This is a genomic window from Streptomyces aureoversilis (genome assembly GCF_042657885.1).
Lineage (GTDB): Bacteria > Actinomycetota > Actinomycetes > Streptomycetales > Streptomycetaceae > Streptomyces > Streptomyces aureoversilis.
Genome location: NZ_JBHSKJ010000002.1, coordinates 1 through 23,752, shown reverse-complemented (window position 1 = coordinate 23,752; position 23,752 = coordinate 1). Strand labels below are relative to the sequence as shown.

The following is a 23,752-nucleotide window of genomic DNA, read 5'->3' as shown; positions in this document are numbered from 1 at the left end:
GGTCCTCACAGCCCCGGCACGAACTGCAGCAGCAGGTCGATGAGTTTGATGCCGACGAAGGGCGCGACCAGCCCGCCCACCCCGTACAGGCCGAGGTTGCGGCGCAGCAGGGCGTGCGCGCTGGAGGGGGCGTAGCGCACGCCGCGCAGGGCGAGGGGGATCAGGGCGACGATGACCAGGGCGTTGAAGACGATCGCCGAGGCGATGGCGGAGGACGGGCTGTGCAGGCCCATGACGTTGAGCTTCTCCAGGCCCTCGTAGCCGGCGACGCCGCCGAACATGGCCGGGACGATCGCGAAGTACTTGGCGACGTCGTTGCAGATGGAGAAGGTGGTGAGTGCGCCGCGCGTGATGAGCAGCTGCTTGCCGGTCTCCACGATCTCGATGAGCTTGGTGGGGTTGGAGTCCAGGTCCACCATGTTCCCGGCCTCCTTGGCGGCCGAGGTGCCGGTGTTCATGGCCACACCCACGTCCGCCTGGGCCAGCGCGGGCGCGTCGTTCGTCCCGTCCCCCGTCATCGCCACCAGCTTGCCGCCGGCCTGTTCCTCGCGGATGCGGGCGAGCTTGTGCTCGGGCGTCGCCTCGGCGATGTAGTCGTCCACGCCGGCCTCGGCGGCGATGGCCTTGGCAGTGAGGGGGTTGTCGCCGGTGACCATGACGGTCCTGATGCCCATGGCGCGCAGCTCGGCGAAGCGCTCGGCTATGCCGGGCTTGACGACGTCCTTGAGGTGGACGGCGCCCAGGACCCGGCAGCCGTCGCGGTCCTCCAGGGCGACGAGCAGCGGAGTGCCGCCGCCGGCCGCGATGGAGTCCGCGATCCAGCCGGCCTCGGCGGGGACCTCGCCGCCGCGCCGGGACACCCACTGCACGACCGCGTTGCCGGCGCCCTTGCGGATGCGGCAGAACTCGCCGTCGTGGGCGAAGTCCGCCCCGCTCATCCTCGTCTGCGCGGAGAACGGCACGAAGCGGCCGTGCGCGAACTCCTCGTTCCCGTGGTGGATCCCGTACTGCTGCGCCAGGGCGACGATCGAGCGGCCCTCGGGGGTCTCGTCGGCCAGGGAGGCGAGCTGGGCGGCGTCGGCCAGCAGCTCGTGCGAAACGCCCTTGACGGGTACGAAGGAGGCCGCCTGGCGGTTGCCGAGGGTGATGGTCCCGGTCTTGTCCAGGAGGAGCGTGTTGACGTCCCCTGCGGCCTCCACGGCCCGCCCGGACAGCGCGAGGACGTTGCGCTGGACGAGGCGGTCCATGCCGGCGATGCCGATCGCGGACAGCAGGGCGCCGATGGTCGTCGGGATGAGGGTGACCAGGAGGGCGACGAGGACGGTGATGGTCTGCGGGGCGCCCGCCCAGCCCGCCATGGGCTGCAGGGACACCACGGCCAGGATGAAGATCACGGTCAGGCAGGCGAGCAGGATGTTCAGGGCCAGCTCGTTGGGGGTCTTCTGCCGGCTGGTGCCCTCGACCAGGGCGATCATGCGGTCCAGGAAGGTGTGCCCGGGACGCGAGGTGATGCGGACGACGACCCGGTCGGAGAGCACCTTCGTGCCGCCGGTGACGCCCGAGCGGTCGCCGCCCGCCTCCCGGATCACCGGTGCGGACTCGCCGGTGATGGCCGACTCGTCGACCGACGCGACGCCGTCGACGACCTCGCCGTCGCCGGGCACGGTCCCGCCCGCCTCCACGACCACGAAGTCCTGCGGGCGCAGATCGGCGGCGACCACGCGCTCCTCCACCCAGTCGCGCCGGTCCATGCCCACCCGCCAGGTGCGCAGCCGCCGGGCGACGGTGGTGTCGCGGGTGCGGCGCAGCGTCTCGGCCTGGGCCTTGCCGCGGCCCTCGGCGACGGCCTCGGCCAGGTTGGCGAAGAGCACGGTCAGCCAGAGCCAGACGCTGATGAGCCAGGTGAAGGGGGACGGGTCGAGAAGCGCGGAGAGGGTGGTGAGGACGGAGCCGGCCTCGACCACGAAGAGCACCGGGTGCTTGACCATGACCCGGGGGTGCAGCTTGCGGAAGGCGTCCGGGAGGGAGACGGCGAGCTGGCGGAGGTCGACGGCGCCCCCGGCCACCCGCCGGTGCCGTTGCCGCTTCCGCCCCGGGGGCGGGGCGGGGCTCGGCGGGCGGACGTCCTGTTCGGGGAGGAGGTGCAGGGTCAACGGGGTGGCCTTCGACGGGGGACGGGGGTGGGTGATCACCCCAGCCAACCGTCCGGGCACGGCCCGTCACCGGATCCTTACGCGCCCTTGTCGGAGCGCAGGTCCGGACTTACGCACCTTTGACGCCGCGCGGCGGCCCCGGGGGCTCCCCCGCCCCGGGAAACGCCGAGCGCCGGGCGGCCCGGATTCCCGGCCCGCCCGGCGCTCGCCGAAGGGTGGCGTCAGCCGCGCGACGCGGCGATCTGCCGCGACATGATCGTCGTCAGCTCGTAGGCGGCGTGGGACGCGGCCACGGACGTGATCTCGGCGTGGTCGTAGGCCGGGGCGACCTCGACCAGGTCGGCGGAGACCAGGTTGCAGGAGGACAGGCCGCGGATGATCTCCAGCAGCTCGCGGGAGGTCAGGCCGCCGGCCTCCGGGGTGCCGGTGCCGGGGGCGTGGGCCGGGTCCAGGACGTCGATGTCGATGGAGATGTACAGCGGGCGGTCCCCGACGCGCTGGCGCAGCTGGTCGGCGATCTCGTCGACGCCCCGGCGCATCACGTCCGCCGAGGTGACGATGCCGAAGCCCATCTTCTCGTCGTCGGTGAGGTCCTTCTTGCCGTACAGCGGGCCGCGCGTGCCGACGTGGGACAGCGCCTCGGTGTCGAGGATGCCCTCCTCGACGGCCCGGCGGAACGGCGTGCCGTGGGTGTACTCGGCGCCGAAGTAGGTGTCCCAGGTGTCCAGGTGCGCGTCGAAGTGCAGCAGGGCGACGGGGCCGTGCTTCTTGGCGACCGAGCGCAGCAGGGGCAGGGCGATGGTGTGGTCGCCGCCCAGGGTCATCATGCGGGCGCCGGTGCCCAGCAGGTCGTCGGCCGCGCCCTCGATGGTCTCGACGGCCTCGTCGATGTTGAACGGGTTCGCGGCGATGTCGCCGGCGTCCGCGACCTGCGCGAGGGCGAAGGGGGAGGCGTCCTGCGCCGGGTTGTACGGGCGCAGCAGGCGGGAGGCCTCGCGGATGGCGTTGCCGCCGAAGCGGGCGCCCGGCCGGTAGGAGACGCCCGTGTCGAAGGGCACGCCGACGACGGCCACGTCCGCCGTGCCGACCTCGTCCAGGCGCGGCAGGCGGGCGAAGGTCGCGGGCCCGGCGTAGCGCGGGATCCGGGAGGAGTCGACGGGGCCGCGCGGTTCACGGGGGGCAGGGCCGTTCTGGGGGGTCATGCGAGTGCCTCTCGAATCACGGACGCGTTACGGTCGAACCAACGTCGGGGCGGCTGCGGTGGACGTACCCGAGGGTAGGCAGGGCGGCGGAATCCGCACATGTACGTAACTGTGGGTCCGGCCTCTCCATATGGACACCGCGTCCAGCACGACGTGATCGGGGGAGACAATGAGCGGCATGCCGATACCGACCCGCAGCGCACTGATCGACCACCTCGTCCGCACGCGCATCGCCGGCGCGGTGGCGACGCCGCGCGAGAACAACCTCGACCACTACCGCAAGCTGGCGAACGGCGACCGCCGCTACTGGTTCGGCCTGGAGCTCGGCGACCGCTGGACCGACGAGCAGGACGTGCTGGCCGTGATGGCGGAGCGCTGCGGTGTCAGCGACGACCTGAACCACCGGGCCGGGCAGGACCACATCGACCCCGAGCTGACCGCCGACGCCCTGGACCGCATGGCGAACGTGCTGCGCAAGGCGGCGGAGGGCCGGCAGCGGGTGCTGTTCGCGACCGGCCACCCGGGCGCCCTGCTGGAGACGCACCGCACCACGGCCGCGGCCATGCGCGCGGCGGGCTGCGAGATCGTCCGGATCCCGGGCGGGCTGACCGCGGACGAGGGCTGCGTCGTGCAGTTCGCGGACGTCGCGGTGTACGAGGGCGGGGCGACGCTCTGGCACACCCACTCCCCCCACCCGATGACCGCGATCCTCGACGGCCTGCTGCGCGCGGGCCGCCCGCTGCCGGACCTGGTCGTCGCCGACCACGGCTGGGCGGGCTGCGCGGCGCAGCGCGGCATCGACGCCGTGGGCTACGCGGACTCCAACGACCCGGCGCTCTTCCTCGCGGAGGCGGAGGGCACGCTGCAGGTGGCCGTCCCCATGGACGACCACGTGGTGGACCCGCGCTTCTACGAGCCGGTGACGGCGTACCTGCTGGCGGCCGCGGGGCTCCCGCTGGACGGGCTCCCGGCGGAGGACTAGCCCCGCGCGGCGCGCCCCGGGGGCGGCTAGCCCTGCCTCACCTCGGGGCCGCCGTTCCAGCCGCGCACGCACGCCCAGGCCCCGCCCCAGATGAGGGCGGCCTCGGCGCCCCGGAACACCAGGAACCCCACCAGCTCGGGCGCCCCCGTCAGGTCGACGAGCGAGGAGTGCCAGAGGAAGACCACGGCGACGCCGAGGACGATGCACAGCCCTCCCGCCACCATCAGCAGGCCCCTGAGGGTCGTTCCCATCTGCGCGGTCGCGCGTGCCATTCCAGCCCCCTCCGTGACGTCAACTCGCCGATTCTAACGGGTAGTCATGTCACCGGGCCCGCGGACGGGGAACCCTGACCACACCCTCCTGGATCACCGACACCGCCAGCTGCCCGCTCTCGGTGAAGATCCGCCCCCGGGCCAGCCCGCGGCCGCCCTGCGAGGTGGGGCTCTCCTGGTCGTACAGCAGCCACTCGTCGGCGCGGAACGGGCGGTGGAACCACATGGCGTGGTCCAGGCTCGCGCCGACGACGTCGCCGACGGCCCAGCCACCGCGGCCGTGGGCCAGGAGGACGGAGTCGAGGAGCGTCATGTCGGACACGTAGGTGGCCAGGCAGATGTGCAGCAGGGGATCGTCGGCCAGTTTGCCGTTGGTACGGAACCAAACCTGCGACTTCGGTTCGCGCGGCTCCCCGACGCTGCCGAACGGCGGCTGGTCCGCGTACCGCAGGTCGACCGCCGAGCGGGCGTCCAGGATGCGGTCCACGACGCCGGGGCCGCCGAGGAGCTCCGCGTACCGGGGCAGCATCTCGGCCGCCGTGGGGAGGGTCTGCGGGTCCGGCGCCGCCGGCATGGCCTCCTGGTGCTCCAGGCCTTCCTCGTGGCGCTGGAAGGACGCCGACAGGTGGAAGATCGGCTGCCCGTGCTGGACGGCCACGACGCGGCGCGTGGTGAAGGAGCCGCCGTCGCGGATGCGGTCGACGGTGTAGACGATGGGCACGGCGGGGTCGCCGGGCCGCAGGAAGTAGGAGTGCAGGGAGTGCGGCGCGCGGTCCGCGGGGACCGTGCGCCCGGCGGCGACGAGGGCCTGCGCGGCGACCTGGCCGCCGAAGACGCGCGGCACGAGGATGGCGCGGCCGGTGGTGCCGCGGAAGATGTCCTCCTCTATCTGCTCCAGGTCGAGCAGGGCGAGCAGGTCGTCCAGTGGGGTGCGGGTAAGGGGCTCGTTCATGGTGACAGGGGCTTACCGGCCTACAGGCCCATCGACTTGGCGATGATCGAGCGCATGACCTCGCTGGTGCCGCCGTAGATGCGGGTCACGCGGGTGTCCGCGTACAGGCGGGCGATCGGATACTCCATCATGTAGCCGTAGCCGCCGTGGAGTTGGAGGCACTTGTCGATGACGGCCGCCGCGCGCTCGGTGGTGAAGAGCTTCGCGGACGCGGCGTCGGCAGGCGTCAGCTCACCGGCGTCGTGCGCGTCGAGGGCGCGGTCGACGACCGCCTGCATCGCGTCGACCTCGGACTTGCAGTCGGCCAGCACGAACTTGGTGTTCTGGAAGGCGGCGACCGACTGCCCGAAGACGGTGCGGTCCCGGACGTACGCCTTGGCGAACTCCACGGCCGCGGCGGACTGGGCGTACGCGCCGACGGCGATGGCCAGCCGCTCCTGGGGGAGGTTGTGGCCGAGGTAGCCGAACGCCTTGCCCTCCTCGCCGAGGAGGTCCTCCACCGGCACCTTGACGTCGGTGAAGGAGAGTTCGGCGGTGTCGGAGGTCTTGAGGCCGAGCTTCTCCAGCTTGCGGCCGACCGCGTAGCCCTCGGAGGCGGTGTCGACGACGAGGATGGAGATGCCGCCGCGCCGGTCCTCGGGGGTGGGCGGGGCGGTGCGCGCGCACACGAGCACCCGGTCGGCGTGGACCCCGCCGGTGATGAAGGTCTTCGCGCCGTTGAGGACGTAGTGCGTGCCGTCCTGGGAGAGCTTGGCGGTGGTCTTCATGCCCGCCAGGTCCGAGCCGGTGCCGGGCTCGGTCATGGCGATGGCGGTCATCATGTCGCCGGAGACGAAGGGGGGCAGCCAGCGCCGCTTCTGCTCCTCGGTGGCGTACTTCAGGAGGTAGGGCAGGCAGAGCGCGGTGTGCACGCCGCTGCCGCCGAAGCTCACGCCCGCCCGGGCGCACTCCTCGGCGATGACGGCCTGGAACTTGAAGCTGCTCTCGCCCGCCCCGCCGTACTCCTCGGGCACCTCGATGCCGAAGACACCCAGCTCGCCGAGCTTCTTGTAGAACTCCCGGGGCGCCGAACCCGCCTCGCGCCACTCGTCGTAGACGGGCACGACCTCGGCCGCGATGAAGTCGCGGATCGTCTCGCGGAAGGCCTCGTGGTCCTCGCTGTACACCGTGCGACGCATTGGCTGCCATTCCCCTCGTGCGGGCCCGGCGACCCCGGGCTCATGCCTGGCCAAGCGCTTGCTCAGGCGAAAGCTACCGGGGAGTCACCAGGGCTGTCCAGAGCGGACTGGACCGAACGGGTGACCCGGCCGCGTCAGCCTGCGGAAGGCTCGGCGGGCTCCTCGGCGGGCTCCTCTCCGGGCGTCCCGGCAGACGTACCGGCAGACGTATCGGCAGGTCCCGCCGGGCCGCCGTCCGTCAGCGACGCGAAGGCCCCGTGGGCCAGGCGGCGCAGCAGGGCGGCCGTGGCCGCGCGGCCGGGGAGCGCGCCGGGGCGGCCGAGGTGCGGGGTGGAGTTGAGGAGGCCGAAGACGGCGTGGACGGCGGCGCGCACCTCCGCCTCGCCGGAGTCCGGGTGCAGGCGGCCGACGACGTCGACCCACAGCTCCACGTACTGCCGCTGCAGCGAGCGGACCTGCTTGCGGTCGCTGTCGCGCAGCTGGCCCAGCTCGCGGTCGTGGAGGGTGATCAGGGCCCGGTCGTCGAGGGCGAAGTCGATGTGGCCGTCGATGAGGGAGCCGAGGACGGCGGCCGGGCCCTCGCCCGTCGAGGTGGCGTCGATGACGCGGCGCTGCCCGCCCGCGAAGAGCCGCTCGCTGATGCCGACCAGGAGCTCGGCGAGCATCGCGTCCTTGCCGGCGAAGTGCCGGTAGAGGCCGGGCCCGCTGATCCCGACCGCGGCGCCTATCTCGTCGACCCCCACGCCGTGGAAGCCGCGCTCCGCGAAGAGGCGGGCCGCCTCCCGGAGGATCTGCTCGCGGCGGGTGGGGGCGGCGGGTGCCGGGGTGGTCCGGGTTGGTGCGTCGTTCACGAAAGAGATTCTAGACAGCGGCGTTAGTGGTCGTTAACCTGAAGGAAACGTGTTAACGCTCATTAACCGAGCGGCTCAGTGACCGAGCAAGGGAGCTCGAGTACATGCAGCAGGCACCGGCGCTGGGGAGCGCCGCCGATCCGGCGTCCGACGCCTGGCGGGTGAACGAGGCCGCGCACCGCGAGCTGTCCGCGGAGCTGCGGGAGCGGCTGGCCGCGGCGCGGCTCGGCGGCGGCGAGCGGGCCAGGGACCGGCACACCGCCCGTGGCAAGCTCCTGCCGCGCGACCGCGTCGACGCCCTGCTGGACCCCGGCTCGCCCTTCCTGGAGCTCGCCCCGCTGGCGGCCGAGGGGATGTACGGCGGGGCCGCGCCGGCCGCGGGCGTCATCTCCGGGATCGGCCGCGTCTCCGGGCGCGAAGTGGTGATCGTCGCCAACGACGCCACCGTCAAGGGCGGTACGTACTACCCGATGACGGTCAAGAAGCACCTGCGCGCGCAGGAGATCGCCCTGGAGAACCGGCTGCCCTGCCTGTACCTGGTGGACTCGGGCGGCGCCTTCCTCCCCATGCAGGACGAGGTCTTCCCCGACCGCGACCACTTCGGCCGCATCTTCTACAACCAGGCGCGGATGTCCGGCGCGGGCATCCCGCAGATCGCCGCGGTCCTGGGCTCCTGCACCGCCGGCGGCGCCTACGTCCCGGCGATGAGCGACGAAGCGGTGATCGTCCGCGGCCAGGGCACGATCTTCCTGGGCGGCCCCCCGCTGGTGAAGGCCGCCACGGGCGAGGTCGTCACGGCCGAGGAGCTGGGCGGCGGCGAGGTCCACTCCAAGGTGTCGGGCGTCACCGACCACCTCGCGGAGAGCGACGAGCACGCCCTGCGGATCGTCCGGACGATCGTCTCCACGCTCCCCGAGCGGGGCGCCCTCCCCTGGCCCGTCGAGCCGGCCGAGGCGCCGGCCGTCGATCCCGCCGGGCTCTACGGCGCCGTCCCGGCCGACTCCCGCACCCCGTACGACGTGCGCGAGGTCATCGCCCGCGTCGTCGACGGCTCGCGGTTCGCCGAGTTCAAGGCCGAGTTCGGGCAGACGCTGGTGACCGGCTTCGCCCGCATCCACGGCCATCCGGTCGGCATCGTCGCCAACAACGGCATCCTGTTCTCCGAATCCGCCCAGAAGGGCGCGCACTTCATCGAGCTGTGCGACCAGCGCGGCATCCCCCTGGTCTTCCTGCAGAACATCTCGGGCTTCATGGTCGGCCGGCAGTACGAGGCAGGCGGAATCGCCAAGCACGGCGCGAAGATGGTGACGGCCGTGGCCTGCACCCGCGTCCCCAAGCTCACCGTCGTCATCGGCGGCTCCTACGGCGCCGGCAACTACTCGATGTGCGGCCGGGCCTATTCGCCGCGCTTCCTGTGGATGTGGCCCAACGCCAAGATCTCCGTCATGGGCGGCGAGCAGGCGGCCTCCGTCCTCGCCACCGTCAAGCGCGACCAGCTCGAAGCCCGCGGCGAGAGCTGGAGCGCCGAGGACGAGGACGCGTTCCGCGCCCCGATCCGCGAGCAGTACGACACCCAGGGCAGCGCCTACTACGCCACCGCGCGCCTGTGGGACGACGGCGTCATCGACCCCCTGGAGACCCGGCAGGTGCTGGGCCTGGCGCTGACGGCCTGCGCCAACGCCCCCCTGCCCGAGAAGGACACCACCGCGCCCGGCTACGGCGTCTTCCGGATGTGAGGCGGAGCATGTTCGAGACTGTCCTTGTCGCCAACCGGGGCGAGATCGCCGTCCGGGTCATCCGCACGCTGCGCGCGCTCGGCATCCGCTCGGTCGCCGTCTTCAGCGACGCCGACGCCGGGGCGCGGCACGTCCGCGAGGCCGACACCGCCGTGCGGATCGGCCCGGCCGCGGCCGCGGAGAGCTATCTGTCGATACCGCGCCTGCTGGAGGCCGCCGCCCGCACCGGCGCCCAGGCCGTCCACCCCGGCTACGGCTTCCTCGCCGAGAACGCCGCCTTCGCCCGCGCCTGCGCCGACGCCGGGCTCGCCTTCATCGGCCCGCCGGCCGGGGCCATCGAGCTGATGGGCGACAAGATCCGGGCCAAGGAGACCGTGCAGGCCGCGGGTGTGCCCGTGGTGCCCGGCTCCTCCGGCAGCGGCCTGACCGACGCCGAGCTGGAGGCCGCCGCCCTCGCGATCGGCATGCCCGTGCTGCTCAAGCCCTCCGCGGGCGGCGGCGGCAAGGGCATGCGCCTCGTGCGCGACGCCGCCCTGCTGGGCGAGGAGATCGCCGCCGCCCGGCGCGAGGCCCGCGGCTCCTTCGGCGACGACACCCTCCTCGTCGAGCGCTGGATCGACCGCCCCCGCCACATCGAGATCCAGGTCCTGGCCGACGGCCACGGCCACGCGATCCACCTGGGCGAGCGCGAGTGCTCCCTGCAGCGCCGCCACCAGAAGATCATCGAGGAGGCGCCCTCCCCGTTCCTCGACGAGGCCACCCGCGCCGCGATGGGCGAGGCGGCGGTCCAGGCCGCGCGCTCCTGCGGCTATGCGGGCGCGGGCACGGTCGAGTTCATCGTGCCGGGCGACGACCCCGCCTCGTACTACTTCATGGAGATGAACACCCGCCTCCAGGTCGAGCACCCCGTCACCGAGATGATCACCGGCCTGGATCTGGTCGAGTGGCAGGTGCGGGTCGCCGCCGGCGAGCACCTGGACGTCTCCCAGGAGCAGGTGACCCTCCGCGGCCACGCCGTGGAGGCCCGTATCTGCGCCGAGACCGCGCGCGTGAGCGCCGACGGCGACCGGGTCGACTTCCTGCCCTCCGCGGGCACGGTGCGGCTGCTGCGCGAGCCCGCGGGCGAGGGCGTCCGCGTCGACTCGGGCCTGACGGAGGGCACGGACGTCGGCACGTCCTACGACCCCATGCTCGCCAAGGTGATCGCCCACGGCCCCGACCGTGAGACGGCGCTGCGCCGCCTGCGGGCCGCCCTCGCGGGCACGGTCGTCCTGGGCGTCGACACCAACGCGGGCTTCCTGCGGCGGCTGCTGGCGCATCCGGACGTGGTGGCGGGCGCGCTCGACACGGGCCTCGTCGACCGCGACGCGGTCGCGCTGGTGGAGCAGGAGGTGCCGGCCGAGGCGTACGCGGCAGCGGCACTGCTGCGGCAGCAGGGGCTGGAGCCCCCGCCCCACGGCTGGGTGGACCCGTTCTCGGCCCCGTCGGGCTGGCGCCTGGGCGGCGAACCGGCATGGACGCCGCACCACCTGCGTGTGCCGGGCCACGAGCCGGTGACGGTACGGGTGCGCGGCACCGCGCGCCAAGCGCAGGTGGTCGTGGACGCCCCTGTGCCCGCCACGGGCAGCGGGCGGCTCCCGGCCTCGGCAGGCACCGCGGACACGGCGCCGCCCGGGGCGGCCCCGGTCTCCGCCGGGCTGGCAGCCGCCGCGCCCGGCGTGGTCGGCGGTGCACAGCCGGTGCCGCACCCGGGGGCCGGTGCCGGAGGCGGCATCACCCTCCACTACGACGGTGTCACCCGGCACTTCACCGCCGCCTCCGGCCCGGAGGGCATCTGGCTCGGCCGTGACGGCGACGCCTGGCACCTGCGCGACCACGACCCCGTCGGGGCCGCGGGCGGCGGCGCGGGCGCCGGCGGCGTGGACACCCTCACCGCCCCCATGCCGGGCACCGTCACCGTCGTCAAGGCGAGCGTCGGCGAGTTCGTCAGCGCCGGGCAGAGCCTGCTCGTGGTGGAGGCGATGAAGATGGAGCACGTCATCTCCGCCCCGCACGACGGCACGGTCTCCGAGCTCGACGTGACGGCCGGCGCCACGGTCGCCATGGACCAGGTGCTGGCGGTCGTCACGCCCGCCGCCCCCGCGGAGGAATCATGATCAGCGGACTGCCCATGGCCGTGCCGGAGCCCGGCTTCCCCTCCCGCGTCCGGATCCACGAGGTGGGCCCGCGCGACGGCCTGCAGAACGAGAAGACGGTCGTCCCGGTCGAGGTGAAGGCGGAGTTCGTCCGCCGCCTCGCCGCGGCGGGCCTCGGCACCGTGGAGGCCACGAGCTTCGTGCACCCCAAGTGGGTGCCGCAGCTCGCGGACGCCGAGCAGCTGATGCCCCTGCTGGACGGCGTGGACGCCCGCCTGCCCGTCCTCGTGCCCAACGCCCGCGGCCTGGAGCGCGCCCTCGGCCTCGGCGCCCGCGAGGTCGCCGTCTTCGGCAGCGCCACGGAGTCCTTCGCCAGGGCGAACCTCAACCGCACGGTCGACGAGTCGCTGGAGATGTTCGCGCCGGTCGTGGCCCGGGCCCGCGAGGCGGGCCTGGGGGTCCGCGGCTATCTGTCCATGTGCTTCGGCGACCCGTGGGAGGGCGCCGTCCCCCTGGAGCAGGTCGTCCGGGTGGCCCGCCGCCTGCTGGACCTCGGCTGCGACGAGCTGAGCCTGGGCGACACGATCGGCGTGGCCACGCCCGGCCACGTCACGGCCCTGCTGACGGCGCTCAACGAAAGCGGCGTGCCCACGGACCGTCTCGCCGTCCACTTCCACGACACCTACGGCCAGGCCCTGTCCAACACGCTGGCCGCCCTGCGGCACGGCGTCACCACCGTCGACGCCTCCGCCGGCGGCCTCGGCGGCTGCCCGTACGCGAAGAGCGCCACGGGCAACCTCGCCACCGAAGACCTTCTCTGGATGCTCGCCGGCCTCGGTGTCGACACCGGGGTCGATCTCGGCCTGCTCACCGCCACCAGCGTGTGGATGGCCGAGCAGCTTGGGCGGCCCAGCCCGTCCCGTACCGTCCGCGCCCTCTCCCAACAGGAGTCCTGAGCCATGCCGCTGGACCACCGCCTCACCCCCGAGCACGAGGAACTCCGCCGCACCGTGGAGGAGTTCGCGCACGACGTCGTCGCACCCAAGATCGGCGACCTCTACGAGCGCCACGAGTTCCCGTACGAGATCGTGCGGGAGATGGGCCGCATGGGCCTCTTCGGGCTGCCGTTCCCCGAGGAGTACGGCGGCATGGGCGGCGACTACCTGGCCCTCGGCCTGGCCCTGGAGGAGCTGGCCCGGGTCGACTCCTCGGTGGCCATCACCCTGGAGGCCGGCGTCTCGCTGGGCGCCATGCCCATCCACCGCTTCGGCACCGAGGAGCAGAAGCGCACCTGGCTGCCGAAGATGTGCTCCGGAGAGGTCCTGGGCGCCTTCGGCCTGACGGAGCCGGAGTGCGGCTCGGACGCGGGCGGCACGCGCACCACGGCCCGGCTGGACGAGGCCACGGACGAGTGGGTGATCAACGGCACCAAGTGCTTCATCACCAACTCCGGCACGGACATCACGGGCCTGGTCACGGTCACCGCCGTCACCGGCCGCACGCCGGAGGGCAAGCCGCTGATCTCCTCGATCATCGTGCCCTCGGGCACGCCCGGCTTCACCGTCGCCGCCCCCTACTCCAAGGTCGGCTGGAACGCCTCGGACACCCGCGAGCTGTCCTTCTCCGACGTCCGCGTCCCGAAGGCCAACCTCGTGGGCGAGGAGGGCCGCGGCTACGCCCAGTTCCTGCGGATACTGGACGAGGGCCGCATCGCGATCTCGGCGCTGGCCACGGGCCTGGCGCAGGGCTGTGTGGACGAGTCGGTGAAGTACGCCAAGGAGCGGCAGGCGTTCGGCCGGCCGATCGGCGCGAACCAGGCCATCCAGTTCAAGCTGGCCGACATGGAGATGCGGGCGCACACGGCACGCCTCGCCTGGCGCGACGCCGCGTCCCGGCTGGTGCACGGCGAGCCGTTCAAGAAGGAGGCGGCCCTCGCCAAGCTGTACTCCTCGGAGATCGCGGTCACGAACGCCCGCGAGGCCACGCAGATCCACGGCGGCTACGGCTTCATGAACGAGTACCCGGTCGCCCGCATGTGGCGCGACTCCAAGATCCTGGAGATCGGCGAGGGCACGAGCGAGGTCCAGCGCATGCTGATCGCCCGCGAGCTCGGCTTCGCGGGCTAGCGGGCCCCGGCCCGGCAGGTCGAAGGGCACTCGCGCCCTCGACCTGCCGGGCCGGGCCCTGGCCCCGTGACCCCGGTCATGTCACAGGCCACGGCACCTGCGGTGAGCGGTAGTAGTTGATGCCCAGTGCGTCCCAGCGCGCACCCTGCGCCGCCAGGCGCCCCCGGTAGGACGGCCAGTCGTGGGTGGCCGCCGGGGACCAGCCCAGTTCGGCGACGGCCGTCAGGCGCGGGAACGCCATGTACTCCAGCTGCGCGCTCGTGGTGATCGTCTCCGTCCACAGCGGCGCCTCGACGCCGGCGACGGCCGCGGCGGGCACGCCCTCCAGGTAGCCGCCGGGATCCCAGTCGTAGGCCTGCCGCACCTCGACCAGGCCCGCCCACTGCAGGCCCAGCGGCGTGTCCTTGGTGTACTTCATGTCCAGGTAGGCCCGGTCCGCGGGCGAGAGGATCAGGCCCGCGCCCGCCCGCACCGCGGCGGCGACCCGGGCCCGTTCGGCGGCCCCGGTCCGGCCGTACCCCCAGTACTGCAGGAGCGCGCCCGGCGCCGGACGCGCCCCGGCCAGCTGGTGCCAGCCGATGACCGTCTTGCCGTGCCGGGCGACTACGGGCTGCACCCGCTCCATGAAGGCCGCGTAGTCGGCGTGGCTGGTGGAGTGCGCCTCGTCGCCGCCGATGTGCAGGTAGGGGCCGGGCGTCAGCGCCGCCAGCTCCCCGATGACGTCCTCCACGAAGTCGTACGTGTCCTGCTTCCCCACGCACAGCGAGCTGAAGCCGACCTCGGTGCCCGTATAGAGGGGACGGGCGACGCCGTCGCAGTTGAGCCGGGCGTACGAGGCGAGCGCCGCGTTGGTGTGGCCCGGCATGTCGATCTCGGGGACCACGGTGAGGTAGCGGCTCGCGGCGTGGCGGACGATCTCGCGGTAGTCGTCGCGGCTGTAGGAGCCGCCGGGGCCGCCGCCCACCTGCGTGCTGCCGCCGTGCCCGGCCAGCCGCGGCCAGGAGCGGACGGCGATGCGCCAGCCCTGGTCGTCGGAGAGGTGCAGGTGCAGCCGGTTGATCTTGTAGAGGGCGAGCTGGTCGATGTACCGCTTCACCTGGTCCACGGTGAAGAAGTGGCGGGCGACGTCGAGCATCGCGCCGCGGTGGGCGTAGCGCGGCGCGTCGGTGACGACGCCGCCCGCCACGGTCCAGGGCCCGGGCTGCCGCTCGGTGCGCTCGGCGCGGGCGGGGAGCAGCTGGCGCAGGGTCTGGACGCCGTGGAAGAGCCCGGCGCCCTCCCGCGCGGAGATCGTCACGGCGCGGGAGGTGACGGACAGCCGGTAGCCCTCGCCGCCGCCGTCCCGGCCCTCTTGCGCACCGTCCTCGTCGAGGACCAGCCGGATGCCGGGCCCGTCCGTCCCGCCGGGCAGGACCGGCAGCCGGTAGCCCGTCGAGGGGCGCAGGAGGCCCGCCAGGTAGCCGCCTATCCGGGCGGCCTCCGGGTTGCCGGGCGGCACCCGCACGACGGTGCGGGCGGTGATCTCGTACGGCTCGCCGCCGGGGCGGACGGAGGCGGGGGCGGGCACGATGCTGCGGTCGAGCGGGGCGGGGGCGGGCTCCGCGGCCCGGGCCGGGACGGCCGTGCCGGCGGCGGAGAGGAGCAGCAGGGCGAGGCCGGTCGTCGCCAGACGCCTCGCGTTCCTGCACCGGGGGCTCATGCGTCTCAAGAGGAAGTCCCTTCGGCGTACCGCTCACGGGAATTCACGCGTACGAACGACCACTTGGGTAGCGCCGGCCCCGGCCGGCGTCAAGGCCGGGGCCGGGATCCGCGTCACGATCCGCGCCTTTCCGAGCGTACGCGCCTGAGAGAATTCGCCCATGGCTGAGATCCTCCAGAAGGACGGTACGTGGACCTTCGACGGCGACACGATACGGATCGTTCCGGGCCGCGAGCGCGGTGTGCACCTGCTGCGCCAGACCCTCGGTGAGCTGGCCGTTCCGCTGCGGGCGGTGGCGGGGATCTCCTACGAGCCGGGCCGCAAGCACGGCCGTCTGCGGCTGCGGCTGCGCGACGGGGCGGACCCCCTGCTGCAGGCCGCGCGGGGCCGGCTGCCGGACGCCGCCGATCCGTACCGGCTGACGGTCGAGTCCGACCGCGCGGGCGTCGCGGAGTACTTCGTGGACGAGGTGCGCAACGCCCTCCTGCTGGAGCAGGTCCCGGACGGGCCGGCCGACCGCTACCTCCTGCCGGGCCCGACGCTGCCGCTGTCGGTGGGCGCCGGGGACGGCACGGTCACCTTCGACGGCGAGTGGATCCGCCTGGAGTGGAACTGGATGACCGAGGAGGGCAAGAAGTCCGCCGGTCCGCAGGCGCTCGCCCTGGCGGAGGTCCGCTCGGTGGAGTGGCTGCCCTCCGCCGGCCTGGAGAACGGCTACCTCCGTTTCGTCGTCCTCAGGGAGCCGACCAAGGCCCCGCCCAAGCACGACCCCCACGCGATCGAGCTGTACGGCTTCAAGAAGGACCTGCTGATGGCGATGGCCGCGGCCGCCGTCCTCGCCCGGCTCCCGCACCCGGCCGGCGCCGGGGCGCCGACCGCCCTGCCCTCCCCCGCCGAGGCCGCGGCCGCACCCGCCGCGCTCGTGCCCGCACCCGCCGGGCCGGCCCCCGCCGCCGCTTCCGATCACGACGCCCTGCTGCGGCGCCTGCGGGAGCTGGGCGAACTGCACCAGGCCGGGATCTTGACGGAGGAGGAGTTCACCGCGGCGAAACAGGCTGTATTGAAGCGTTTCTAGTCGATTCCGGCACCCGATCCACCCACCCTTGCCCGATATCGGGCAGGATTCTTGCGAATGTCGCCGACAGCCCTCAGTATCGACGGGTGCTCGAACGCCGTATGAATCATGACGACCTGGTGGATCACCTGGTGCGCAGCACGCCGCTTCAGCGCGGCGAGGCCGCCCGGGTGGTCCTGGACGTCCTGGCGTACTTCGACGAGACGACCGAGGTCTTCGTCCGCCGCCGTCATCGCGAGCTGCAGTCCGGCGGACTGCGCAACGCGGAGATCTTCGAGCGGATCTCGGCCGAGCTGCCGCACCGGGCGGTGGCTCCGCCGGAGCTCTCGCTGCGGCAGCTGCGCCGCATCGTCTACGGCTGAGGCAGTGGGGGCGGCGCCGCTACCGCCGCCCCCACTGCCGGGCACCACTGATCGTTTCTCTGGGAGGGTCACCACTTATGTGCGGAATCGTCGGATATATCGGTAAGCGCGATGTTGCACCGCTGCTGCTGGAGGGTCTGCAGCGGCTGGAGTACCGCGGCTACGACTCCGCCGGCATCGCCCTGCACGGCAAGACCGGTGGCCTGAAGTCCGCCAAGGCCAAGGGCCGCGTCCGCGAGCTGGAGTCCCGCCTGCCCAAGCGCTTCGCGGGCACCACCGGCATCGCGCACACCCGCTGGGCCACCCACGGCGCGCCGAACGACGTCAACGCCCACCCGCACCTGGACGCGGAGGAGAAGGTCGCCGTCGTCCACAACGGCATCATCGACAACGCCTCCGACCTGCGCGCCAGGCTGACGGCCGAGGGCTTCGTCTTCGTCTCCGACACCGACACCGAGGTCCTCGCCCACCTCATCGCCCGCTCCGAGGCCGGCACGCTGGAGGAGAAGGTCCGCGAGGCGGTCAAGCACATCGAGGGCACGTACGGCATCGCCGTCCTGCACGCCGACTTCCCGGACCGCATCGTCGTCGCCCGCAACGGCTCCCCCGTGGTCCTGGGCATAGGCGAGAAGGAGATGTTCGTCTCCTCCGACGTCGCCGCCCTGGTCAGCCACACCCGCCAGGTCGTCACCCTCGACGACGGCGAGATGGCCACCCTGCGCGCCGACGACTACCGCACGTACACCACCGAGGGCTCCTCCACCTCGGCCCAGCCGACCACCGTGGAGTGGGAGGCCGAGTCGTACGACATGGGCGGCCACGACACGTACATGCACAAGGAGATCCACGAGCAGGCCGAGGCGGTCGACCGCGCCCTGCGCGGCCGGATCGACGACCGCTTCTCCACCGTGCACCTGGGCGGCCTGAACCTCGACGCCCGCGACGCCCGCGCCGTGCGCCGGGTGAAGATCCTCGGCTGCGGCACCTCGTACCACGCCGGCCAGATCGGCGCCCAGATGATCGAGGAGCTGGCCCGCATCCCCGCCGATGCCGAGCCCGCCTCCGAGTTCCGCTACCGCAACCCGGTCGTGGACCCCGACACCCTCTACATCGCGGTGTCCCAGTCCGGTGAGACCTACGACGTCCTGGCGGCCGTCCAGGAGCTCAAGCGCAAGGGCGCCCGCGTCCTGGGCCTGGTCAACGTGGTCGGCTCCGCGATCGCCCGCGAGACCGACGGCGGCATCTACGTGCACGCCGGCCCCGAGGTCTGCGTCGTCTCCACCAAGTGCTTCACCAACATGGTGGTCTCCTTCGGCCTGCTCGCCCTGCACCTGGGCCGCACCCGCGACCTGTCCGTCGCCGACGGCAAGCGGATCATCGAGGGCCTGCGCAAGCTGCCCGGCCAGATCGAGGAGATCCTGGCCAACGAGGAGCAGATCGAGAAGCTGGCCGGGGAGTACGCGGACGCCAAGTCGATGATGTTCATCGGCCGCGTCCGGGGCTACCCGGTGGCCCGCGAGGCCTCGCTGAAGCTCAAGGAGGTCTCGTACATCCACGCCGAGGCCTACCCCGCCTCCGAGCTCAAGCACGGCCCGCTGGCCCTGATCGAGCCCGCGATGCCGACGGTCGCCATCGTCCCGGACGACGAGCTGCTGGAGAAGAACCGCGCCGCGCTGGAGGAGATCAAGGCCCGCAGCGGCCGCATCCTCGCCGTCGCGCACCAGGAGCAGGAGAAGGCCGACCACACGATCGTGGTGCCGAAGAACGAGGACGAGCTGGACGCCATCCTCATGGGCATCCCGCTGCAGCTCTTCGCGTACTACACGGCGAAGGCCATGGGCCGTGACATCGACAAGCCGCGCAACCTGGCGAAGTCGGTCACCGTCGAGTAGTCCCCGCCGGGCCCGCCGCGGCGGGCCCCCCGGAGCCCTCTCGTACCTGTCCGCACCTGTCCGCGACAGGTCCGAGAGAAACGGCCTTCCCGCACGTGCCACCACGCGCGCGGGAAGGCCGCTTTCCCATGCGCCGGCATTCGCCCTCGCGCCGGCGGGGATGCCGCCGCTTCCGGGAACCGTCACCTCCCGTACGGCAGCACGCCGTCCGGGCGGTTCCTACCCGCGGCAGCGGCGCGATCCACCCCCTACGCGCGGGTAGATTCACGGGCCGTCAAGTCGGGGGCAGGAGTCATCACCCCTGCAGGGTGGGGAAGTCGGCTACGGAATGACGACGACGGGCCGCTGGGCCCGCCGGGCGAGCCGGCCCGCCACCGATCCGAAGATCCGGCCGACCAGGCCGTGCGTCGAACCGACGACGATCGCGTCGGCGGCGTACTCCCGGCCGACCTCCTCCAGTTCGTGGCAGATGTCCCCGCCGCGCTCGACGAGGATCCACGGCACCTCCGACAGATGGTCCGCACAGGCCAGTTCCAGGCCGAGGACCTCGGTGCGGTGGTCGGGGACGTCCACGAAGACGGGGGGCTCGCAGCCCGCCCAGACCGTCGTCGGCAGCCGGTTGGCGACATGCACGATGATCAGCCCGGAGCCGGAGCGCCGGGCCATCCCGATTGCATACGCAAGCGCCCGCTCGCTGGACGTGGAGCCGTCGAAGCCCACCACGACGCCGTGCTGGAACGCCGGATCGCAGGAATGGCGTGTTTCTTCCGCCGCTTCGGGGTGCGCCGCGTGATCGGCGACCCGCTTGCGGTCCGCAGGTTCGGAGAATTCGTGACCGGCCATCGGTATCTCGGCGAAGGGTGTCCTCGGGCGGAGGGAGATCGGCGGTTGCTCCCCCGGGGCGGATCTTGGAGGCAAAATCCGTCCGGGATTCATCTTTTCAATCACTTACCCACCAGGGTACGGCGACACGCGCCGCCTGCCCAGGGGCCGACCGGCGACCCGGAGCCCCGGGGTCGCACGGGCGTGGCACGCGGTGCCCGCCCGGGCCGCCGGTGGGTGGGGTGGCGGGCGGGCGTTCCCCGGAGCATGCACGAGGGCGGCGCGTAGCGCAATGCCCCCGCCGTGCTCCGGGTGTACTCCCGATGCGCTCCGCGCAGTGACCGAGGGCCCCGGCCGGGCGTTGTACCACCGCCAGCCCGCCGCCAGCAGGGAGCGCTCCGTGCCCGGAACCCGTGACCACGCCCGCGCCGACGCCCCGCCGCAGGACTCCCCCGATCCGGTGAGCGACGTGGTCCGCTGGGCCGCCTTCAGCTGCGTGCTCGTCCCGGTGACCCTGCTGATCTGCGGTCAGTCCTTCGGCGGCGCCGCGGGCACGGCGGCCGGGCTCGTCGCCGTCACCTGCGCCTGCCGCGCCGTGCTGCGCCAGTCGGAGCGCAGCGCCGCCCGGGCTCTTGCGGAACAGACGATTCCGCACCGCGGCCGGCACGGCCGGACGGGCACCGGGGCGCACCGCGGCGGACGCCACCCGGGTGGCACCGCGCCGGGAGAATGACACTTTCGCACACCCGGACCCACCACTTTTCAGCCAACTTCAGTCCGAACCCCATACCTTGGCTTGAGACGCCCCTAACAGCCGGTCGACCAGCAAGGAAGGGACCGCGGAGGGCGGTTGCACCCTACGGGGATTGGGCATGGGCGAGAGGCGTACTTTTCACCGAGGCCTGCAAGTGCAACGCTTCGTGATCGAACGCTTCGCGCCAAGTTGCCATGTCGACTTAGAGCCGAGTGGTGAACTGGTCACTGCGTCTCCATCCGACGCAGTAGATTCGATCTTGGCCATGACCGGCGGGGGAACCGTTCAGGACCGAGGGGAAACGTGCAGGACCGAGAGGACTCGACCGCCGAGGGGGGCTTAGCGCCATGAGCCAGGACTCCACGACCGTACCGGAGACCACGCGCAAGCTCTCCGGACGCCGCCGCCGGGAGATCGTCGCAGTGCTGCTATTCAGCGGCGGCCCCATCTTCGAAAGCTCCATTCCGCTCTCCGTGTTCGGCATCGACCGACAGGATGCCGGAGTCCCTCGCTACCGCTTGCTGGTGTGCGCGGGCGAGGATGTGCCATTGCGAACAACCGGCGGTCTTGAATTGACCGCACCGTACGGCCTGGAGGCGCTCTCCCGGGCCGGCACCGTCGTCGTACCGGCCTGGCGGTCGATCACCCAGCCGCCGCCCACCGCCGCGCTCGACGCACTGCGCCGCGCCCACGAGGAGGGCGCCCGCATCGTCGGGCTGTGCACCGGGGCCTTCGTACTGGCCGCGGCAGGCCTGCTCGACGGCAGGCCGGCGACCACCCACTGGATGTACGCGCCCACGCTCGCCAAGCGCTATCCGTCGGTCCACGTGGACCCGCGGGAGCTCTTCGTGGACGACGGCGACGTACTGACGTCCGCGGGCACCGCGGCAGGCATCGACCTGTGCCTGCACATCGTCCGCACCGACCACGGCGCCGATGCCGCGGGGGCCCTGGCCCGCCGGCTCGTCGTCCCGCCGCGCCGCAGCGGAGGACAGGAGCGCTACCTCGACAGGTCTTTACCCGAGGAGATCGGCGCCGACCCGCTCGCCGAGGTCGTCGCCTGGGCGCTGGAGCACCTCCACGAGCAGTTCGACGTGGAGACGCTCGCCGCCCGTGCCTACATGTCCCGCCGGACCTTCGACCGGCGGTTCCGTTCGCTCACCGGGAGCGCGCCCCTGCAGTGGCTGATCACTCAGCGGGTGCTCCAGGCGCAGCGGCTGCTGGAGACCTCCGACTACTCCGTGGACGAGGTCGCCGGACGCTGCGGCTTCCGCTCGCCGGTGGCCCTGCGCGGCCACTTCCGCCGGCAGCTGGGGTCCTCCCCGGCCGCCTACCGGGCCGCGTACCGCGCGCGCCGTCCCCAGAACTCGGCCGACCGCCCCGAGCGGGCCGAGCGCGAGGGGCGTCCGGAGCGGGAGCGTCCGGACCGGTTCGACCGGCCGGAGCTGGGCGAGCAGCGGACCGGGGAGTCGTCGGTGATGGCGCTCCGGCGCGCGGCCATGGCCCCGGCGCACGCCGCGTCCGGCGCCGGCGGCGTGCTCGGCGGGCCGCCGCCGTCGCACGGAGGGCACCAGGGCCACGTCCCGCACGGAACCCATCCGGGCGGGCATAGCGGTGGATATGGGATAGGTGGTGCGGAACCGGGCAAGCCGGAATCCGACCTCTACACCCCACGCCTGCCCGGCCAGCGGGAACGCCCCGTAGGGTGAGGAGCATGAACGATCGCATGGTGTGGATCGACTGCGAGATGACCGGGCTCTCGCTGTCGGACGACGCGCTCATCGAGGTGGCCGCCCTGGTGACCGACTCGGAGCTGAACATCCTCGGCGACGGCGTGGACATTGTCGTCCGCCCGCCCGCCGAGGCCCTCGTCACCATGCCCGAGGTGGTGCGCCAGATGCACACGGCCTCCGGGCTGCTCGCGGAGCTGGACCGGGGCACCACCCTCGAGGACGCCGAGCAGCAGGTCCTCGCCTACGTCCGCGAGCACGTCCCGGAGCCGGGCAAGGCCCCGCTGTGCGGAAACTCGGTCGGCACCGACCGCGGCTTCCTCTCGCGGGACATGCCGGCCCTGGAGTCCCACCTGCACTACCGGATCGTCGACGTGTCGTCGGTGAAGGAGCTGGCCCGCCGCTGGTATCCGCGGGCCTACTTCTCCAGCCCGAAGAAGAGCGGCAACCACCGCGCCCTCGCCGACATCCGCGAGTCGATCGCCGAGCTCCGCTACTACCGCGAGGCGATCTTCGTGCCGCAGCCCGGCCCGGACTCCGACACGGCGAAGGCCATCGCGGCCAAGCACGTCCTGCCCGCCAAGGCGGTGTGACACAGCTCGCTCCCGGCTCGGCGGAAAGCCGGGAGCGAGCACCCCCGAAGACCCTGTAGACTTCTTCTCGGCCGGTGGGAAACACGCCGGACAAACATGGTGGGTATAGCTCAGCTGGCAGAGCACCTGGTTGTGGTCCAGGATGTCGCGGGTTCAAGTCCCGTTACTCACCCTGACAGAGGGCCCCGGTCCGCGGAAGCGGACCGGGGCCCTCGTCGTATTCCGGGTCCGTAGGGCCGGCCGCTTGGGCCGTCCCGGGGATTCGTACGGCGTGTCAGCCGTCGCTCTTCCGCTCCGCCGCGTGCCGCTCCAGGAACCCCGCCACGGACGGCTCGCCCCCGTGGCCGCCGAGCAGCCGGGCCGTGGCGGCGAGCATCGTCCGGATCCGGGTCGAGCGGACCTCGGTCAGCAGGTCCAGCGCGCGCTCCCCCGCGGCCGCCGCCGCGTCCGGCGCCCCGCCCCGGGCGAGGTCCCCGGCGAGCTGCGCGGTGAAGAGGGCGGTGTTGCGGGCGAAGTGCGGATCCTGGAGGGCGACGGCGCGCCGGGCGTGCTCCGCCGCCCGCGCCCAGTCGCCGAGCGCCGACCGGCACTGGGCCTCCAGCCCCTCCAGCTCGGCCTCCCCGAAGAAGCTCATCCACTCGGGGTCGGCGTCGCCCGGCCCGCGGCCGAAGAGCGTGCGCGCCCGCAGCAGGGCGGCCTCGCAGGCGGCCCGGTCGCCGAGCCCGGCCCAGCCGCCGGCCTCCCGCAGGGCCAGCAGGGACATCAGGCGCGGGGAGGCCAGCCCCTTCGCGGCGCCCTGCGCGGCCTGCGCCGCGCGCACGGCCTCCCGCGGGCGGCCCGCGTCCCGCGCGAGGAAGGCGGCGTTGCAGAAGGCGTGGGCCTCCAGCGCCGCGTCCCCGGCCACCCGGGCCGTGGCGAGCGCCTCGGCGTAGTGGGAGCGGGCGTCCGCGAAACGGCCGGAGTCGTGGGCCAGCCAGCCGACGGAGAGCGCGAGTTCGCCCGCGCCCGACTGCAGCCGCTCGGCGACCGACCGGCGGCGGGTGTCGGCGTCGAGCAGCTCGTAGGCGATCCGCAGCGGGCGGGTGGACCGCCGGTAGAGGCCGTCGCCGCCGTGCCGGTCGTCCAGCAGGCGGATGCGGCGGACGGCCTGCTCGACGGCGGACGCCTCGGCCTCGCCGGCGCGGCGCTGGCCGCGCGGCGCGGGCGCCGCCGGCGCGGCGGCGCCGAGCGAGGCCGCG

20 protein-coding genes and 1 tRNA gene are annotated in these 23,752 nt (G+C 73.1%); 12 read left to right on the top strand and 9 right to left on the bottom strand.

Annotated features, from left to right (window positions below; genetic code table 11):
• Nucleotides 1-5: 5 nt before the first annotated feature.
• Entirely contained in the window at nt 6-2,192 is a 2,187-nt protein-coding gene (gene kdpB / locus ACFPP6_RS02995; protein ID WP_382036850.1) for a potassium-transporting ATPase subunit KdpB, read from the bottom strand.
• A gap of 182 nt (nt 2,193-2,374) precedes the next feature.
• The gene (gene speB / locus ACFPP6_RS02990; RefSeq protein WP_058044362.1) at nt 2,375-3,355 is read right to left on the bottom strand and encodes an agmatinase; all 981 of its coding nucleotides are present in this window, start codon (nt 3,353-3,355) and stop codon (nt 2,375-2,377) included.
• 178 nt (nt 3,356-3,533) lie between these two features.
• On the opposite strand from speB, the gene ACFPP6_RS02985 reads away from it, so the two are divergent.
• Complete coding sequence (locus ACFPP6_RS02985) at nt 3,534-4,337, top strand: phosphatase (RefSeq protein ID WP_382036846.1); 804 nt, start codon at nt 3,534-3,536, stop codon at nt 4,335-4,337.
• A 26-nt stretch (nt 4,338-4,363) separates the two neighbouring features.
• Here ACFPP6_RS02985 and ACFPP6_RS02980 read toward each other — a convergent pair whose 3' ends face one another.
• The 4 genes from ACFPP6_RS02980 to ACFPP6_RS02965 form a co-directional block, all read right to left on the bottom strand.
• A complete protein-coding gene (locus ACFPP6_RS02980; RefSeq protein WP_382036844.1) occupies nt 4,364-4,609 on the bottom strand; it encodes a hypothetical protein in 246 nt (81 codons plus the stop codon).
• 49 nt (nt 4,610-4,658) lie between these two features.
• Complete coding sequence (gene tesB / locus ACFPP6_RS02975) at nt 4,659-5,561, bottom strand: acyl-CoA thioesterase II (RefSeq protein WP_382036841.1); 903 nt, start codon at nt 5,559-5,561, stop codon at nt 4,659-4,661.
• 20 nt (nt 5,562-5,581) lie between these two features.
• Nucleotides 5,582-6,739: an acyl-CoA dehydrogenase family protein gene (locus ACFPP6_RS02970; RefSeq protein WP_382036838.1), complete on the bottom strand. Its 1,158-nt coding sequence runs from the start codon at nt 6,737-6,739 to the stop codon at nt 5,582-5,584.
• Between the two features lie 134 nt (nt 6,740-6,873).
• Entirely contained in the window at nt 6,874-7,590 is a 717-nt protein-coding gene (locus ACFPP6_RS02965) for an SACE_7040 family transcriptional regulator (protein WP_382036836.1), read from the bottom strand.
• Nucleotides 7,591-7,694: 104 nt separating this feature from the next.
• Between ACFPP6_RS02965 and ACFPP6_RS02960 the strand changes: the two genes are divergently transcribed.
• From ACFPP6_RS02960 to ACFPP6_RS02945, 4 genes are read left to right on the top strand one after another with little or no spacing between them, the layout of a single operon-like run.
• The gene (locus ACFPP6_RS02960) at nt 7,695-9,326 is read left to right on the top strand and encodes a carboxyl transferase domain-containing protein (RefSeq protein ID WP_382036834.1); all 1,632 of its coding nucleotides are present in this window, start codon (nt 7,695-7,697) and stop codon (nt 9,324-9,326) included.
• An 8-nt stretch (nt 9,327-9,334) separates the two neighbouring features.
• Nucleotides 9,335-11,482, top strand: coding sequence for an acetyl/propionyl/methylcrotonyl-CoA carboxylase subunit alpha (locus ACFPP6_RS02955; protein WP_382036832.1), 2,148 nt, complete (start codon nt 9,335-9,337; stop codon nt 11,480-11,482).
• The gene (locus ACFPP6_RS02950) at nt 11,479-12,417 is read left to right on the top strand and encodes a hydroxymethylglutaryl-CoA lyase (protein ID WP_382036829.1); all 939 of its coding nucleotides are present in this window, start codon (nt 11,479-11,481) and stop codon (nt 12,415-12,417) included. Before ACFPP6_RS02955 ends, ACFPP6_RS02950 begins: the two co-directional genes overlap by 4 nt.
• A 9-nt stretch (nt 12,418-12,426) precedes the next feature.
• Nucleotides 12,427-13,587 carry an acyl-CoA dehydrogenase family protein gene (locus tag ACFPP6_RS02945; protein ID WP_382037685.1) on the top strand — a complete coding sequence of 387 codons (1,161 nt, stop codon included), beginning with the start codon at nt 12,427-12,429 and terminating at the stop codon, nt 13,585-13,587.
• A 76-nt stretch (nt 13,588-13,663) separates the two neighbouring features.
• Here ACFPP6_RS02945 and ACFPP6_RS02940 read toward each other — a convergent pair whose 3' ends face one another.
• The gene (locus tag ACFPP6_RS02940) at nt 13,664-15,286 is read right to left on the bottom strand and encodes a beta-N-acetylhexosaminidase (RefSeq protein WP_382037684.1); all 1,623 of its coding nucleotides are present in this window, start codon (nt 15,284-15,286) and stop codon (nt 13,664-13,666) included.
• A 160-nt stretch (nt 15,287-15,446) separates the two neighbouring features.
• Between ACFPP6_RS02940 and ACFPP6_RS02935 the strand changes: the two genes are divergently transcribed.
• From ACFPP6_RS02935 to glmS, 3 genes are all read left to right on the top strand, one after another.
• Nucleotides 15,447-16,361 (top strand): DUF4429 domain-containing protein, encoded by a 915-nt coding sequence (locus tag ACFPP6_RS02935; protein WP_382036826.1) that lies wholly within the window; start codon nt 15,447-15,449, stop codon nt 16,359-16,361.
• Between the two features lie 86 nt (nt 16,362-16,447).
• Nucleotides 16,448-16,723 carry a hypothetical protein gene (locus tag ACFPP6_RS02930; RefSeq protein WP_190020631.1) on the top strand — a complete coding sequence of 92 codons (276 nt, stop codon included), beginning with the start codon at nt 16,448-16,450 and terminating at the stop codon, nt 16,721-16,723.
• 77 nt (nt 16,724-16,800) lie between these two features.
• A complete protein-coding gene (gene glmS / locus ACFPP6_RS02925; RefSeq protein ID WP_382036823.1) occupies nt 16,801-18,615 on the top strand; it encodes a glutamine--fructose-6-phosphate transaminase (isomerizing) in 1,815 nt (604 codons plus the stop codon).
• Between the two features lie 321 nt (nt 18,616-18,936).
• Here the strand turns inward: glmS and ACFPP6_RS02920 are convergent, their stop codons facing one another.
• Nucleotides 18,937-19,458 (bottom strand): universal stress protein, encoded by a 522-nt coding sequence (locus ACFPP6_RS02920; RefSeq protein WP_058044349.1) that lies wholly within the window; start codon nt 19,456-19,458, stop codon nt 18,937-18,939.
• 379 nt (nt 19,459-19,837) lie between these two features.
• Here ACFPP6_RS02920 and ACFPP6_RS02915 point away from each other — a divergent pair, with 379 nt between their 5' ends.
• The 4 genes from ACFPP6_RS02915 to ACFPP6_RS02900 all read left to right on the top strand — a co-directional run bounded on the left by ACFPP6_RS02915 (nt 19,838) and on the right by ACFPP6_RS02900 (nt 22,686).
• A complete protein-coding gene (locus tag ACFPP6_RS02915) occupies nt 19,838-20,170 on the top strand; it encodes a hypothetical protein (protein ID WP_382036820.1) in 333 nt (110 codons plus the stop codon).
• Nucleotides 20,171-20,538: 368 nt separating this feature from the next.
• Complete coding sequence (locus tag ACFPP6_RS02910) at nt 20,539-21,900, top strand: helix-turn-helix domain-containing protein (RefSeq protein ID WP_382036817.1); 1,362 nt, start codon at nt 20,539-20,541, stop codon at nt 21,898-21,900.
• A 5-nt stretch (nt 21,901-21,905) separates the two neighbouring features.
• On the top strand, nt 21,906-22,514 hold the full coding sequence (gene orn / locus ACFPP6_RS02905; RefSeq protein WP_336013667.1) for an oligoribonuclease: 609 nt from the start codon (nt 21,906-21,908) through the stop codon (nt 22,512-22,514).
• 99 nt (nt 22,515-22,613) lie between these two features.
• A tRNA-His gene (locus ACFPP6_RS02900) sits at nt 22,614-22,686 on the top strand.
• Nucleotides 22,687-22,788: 102 nt separating this feature from the next.
• Here the strand turns inward: ACFPP6_RS02900 and ACFPP6_RS02895 are convergent.
• The coding region (locus ACFPP6_RS02895; RefSeq protein ID WP_382036814.1) for a tetratricopeptide repeat protein at nt 22,789-23,752 on the bottom strand (964 nt) is incomplete at its 5' end.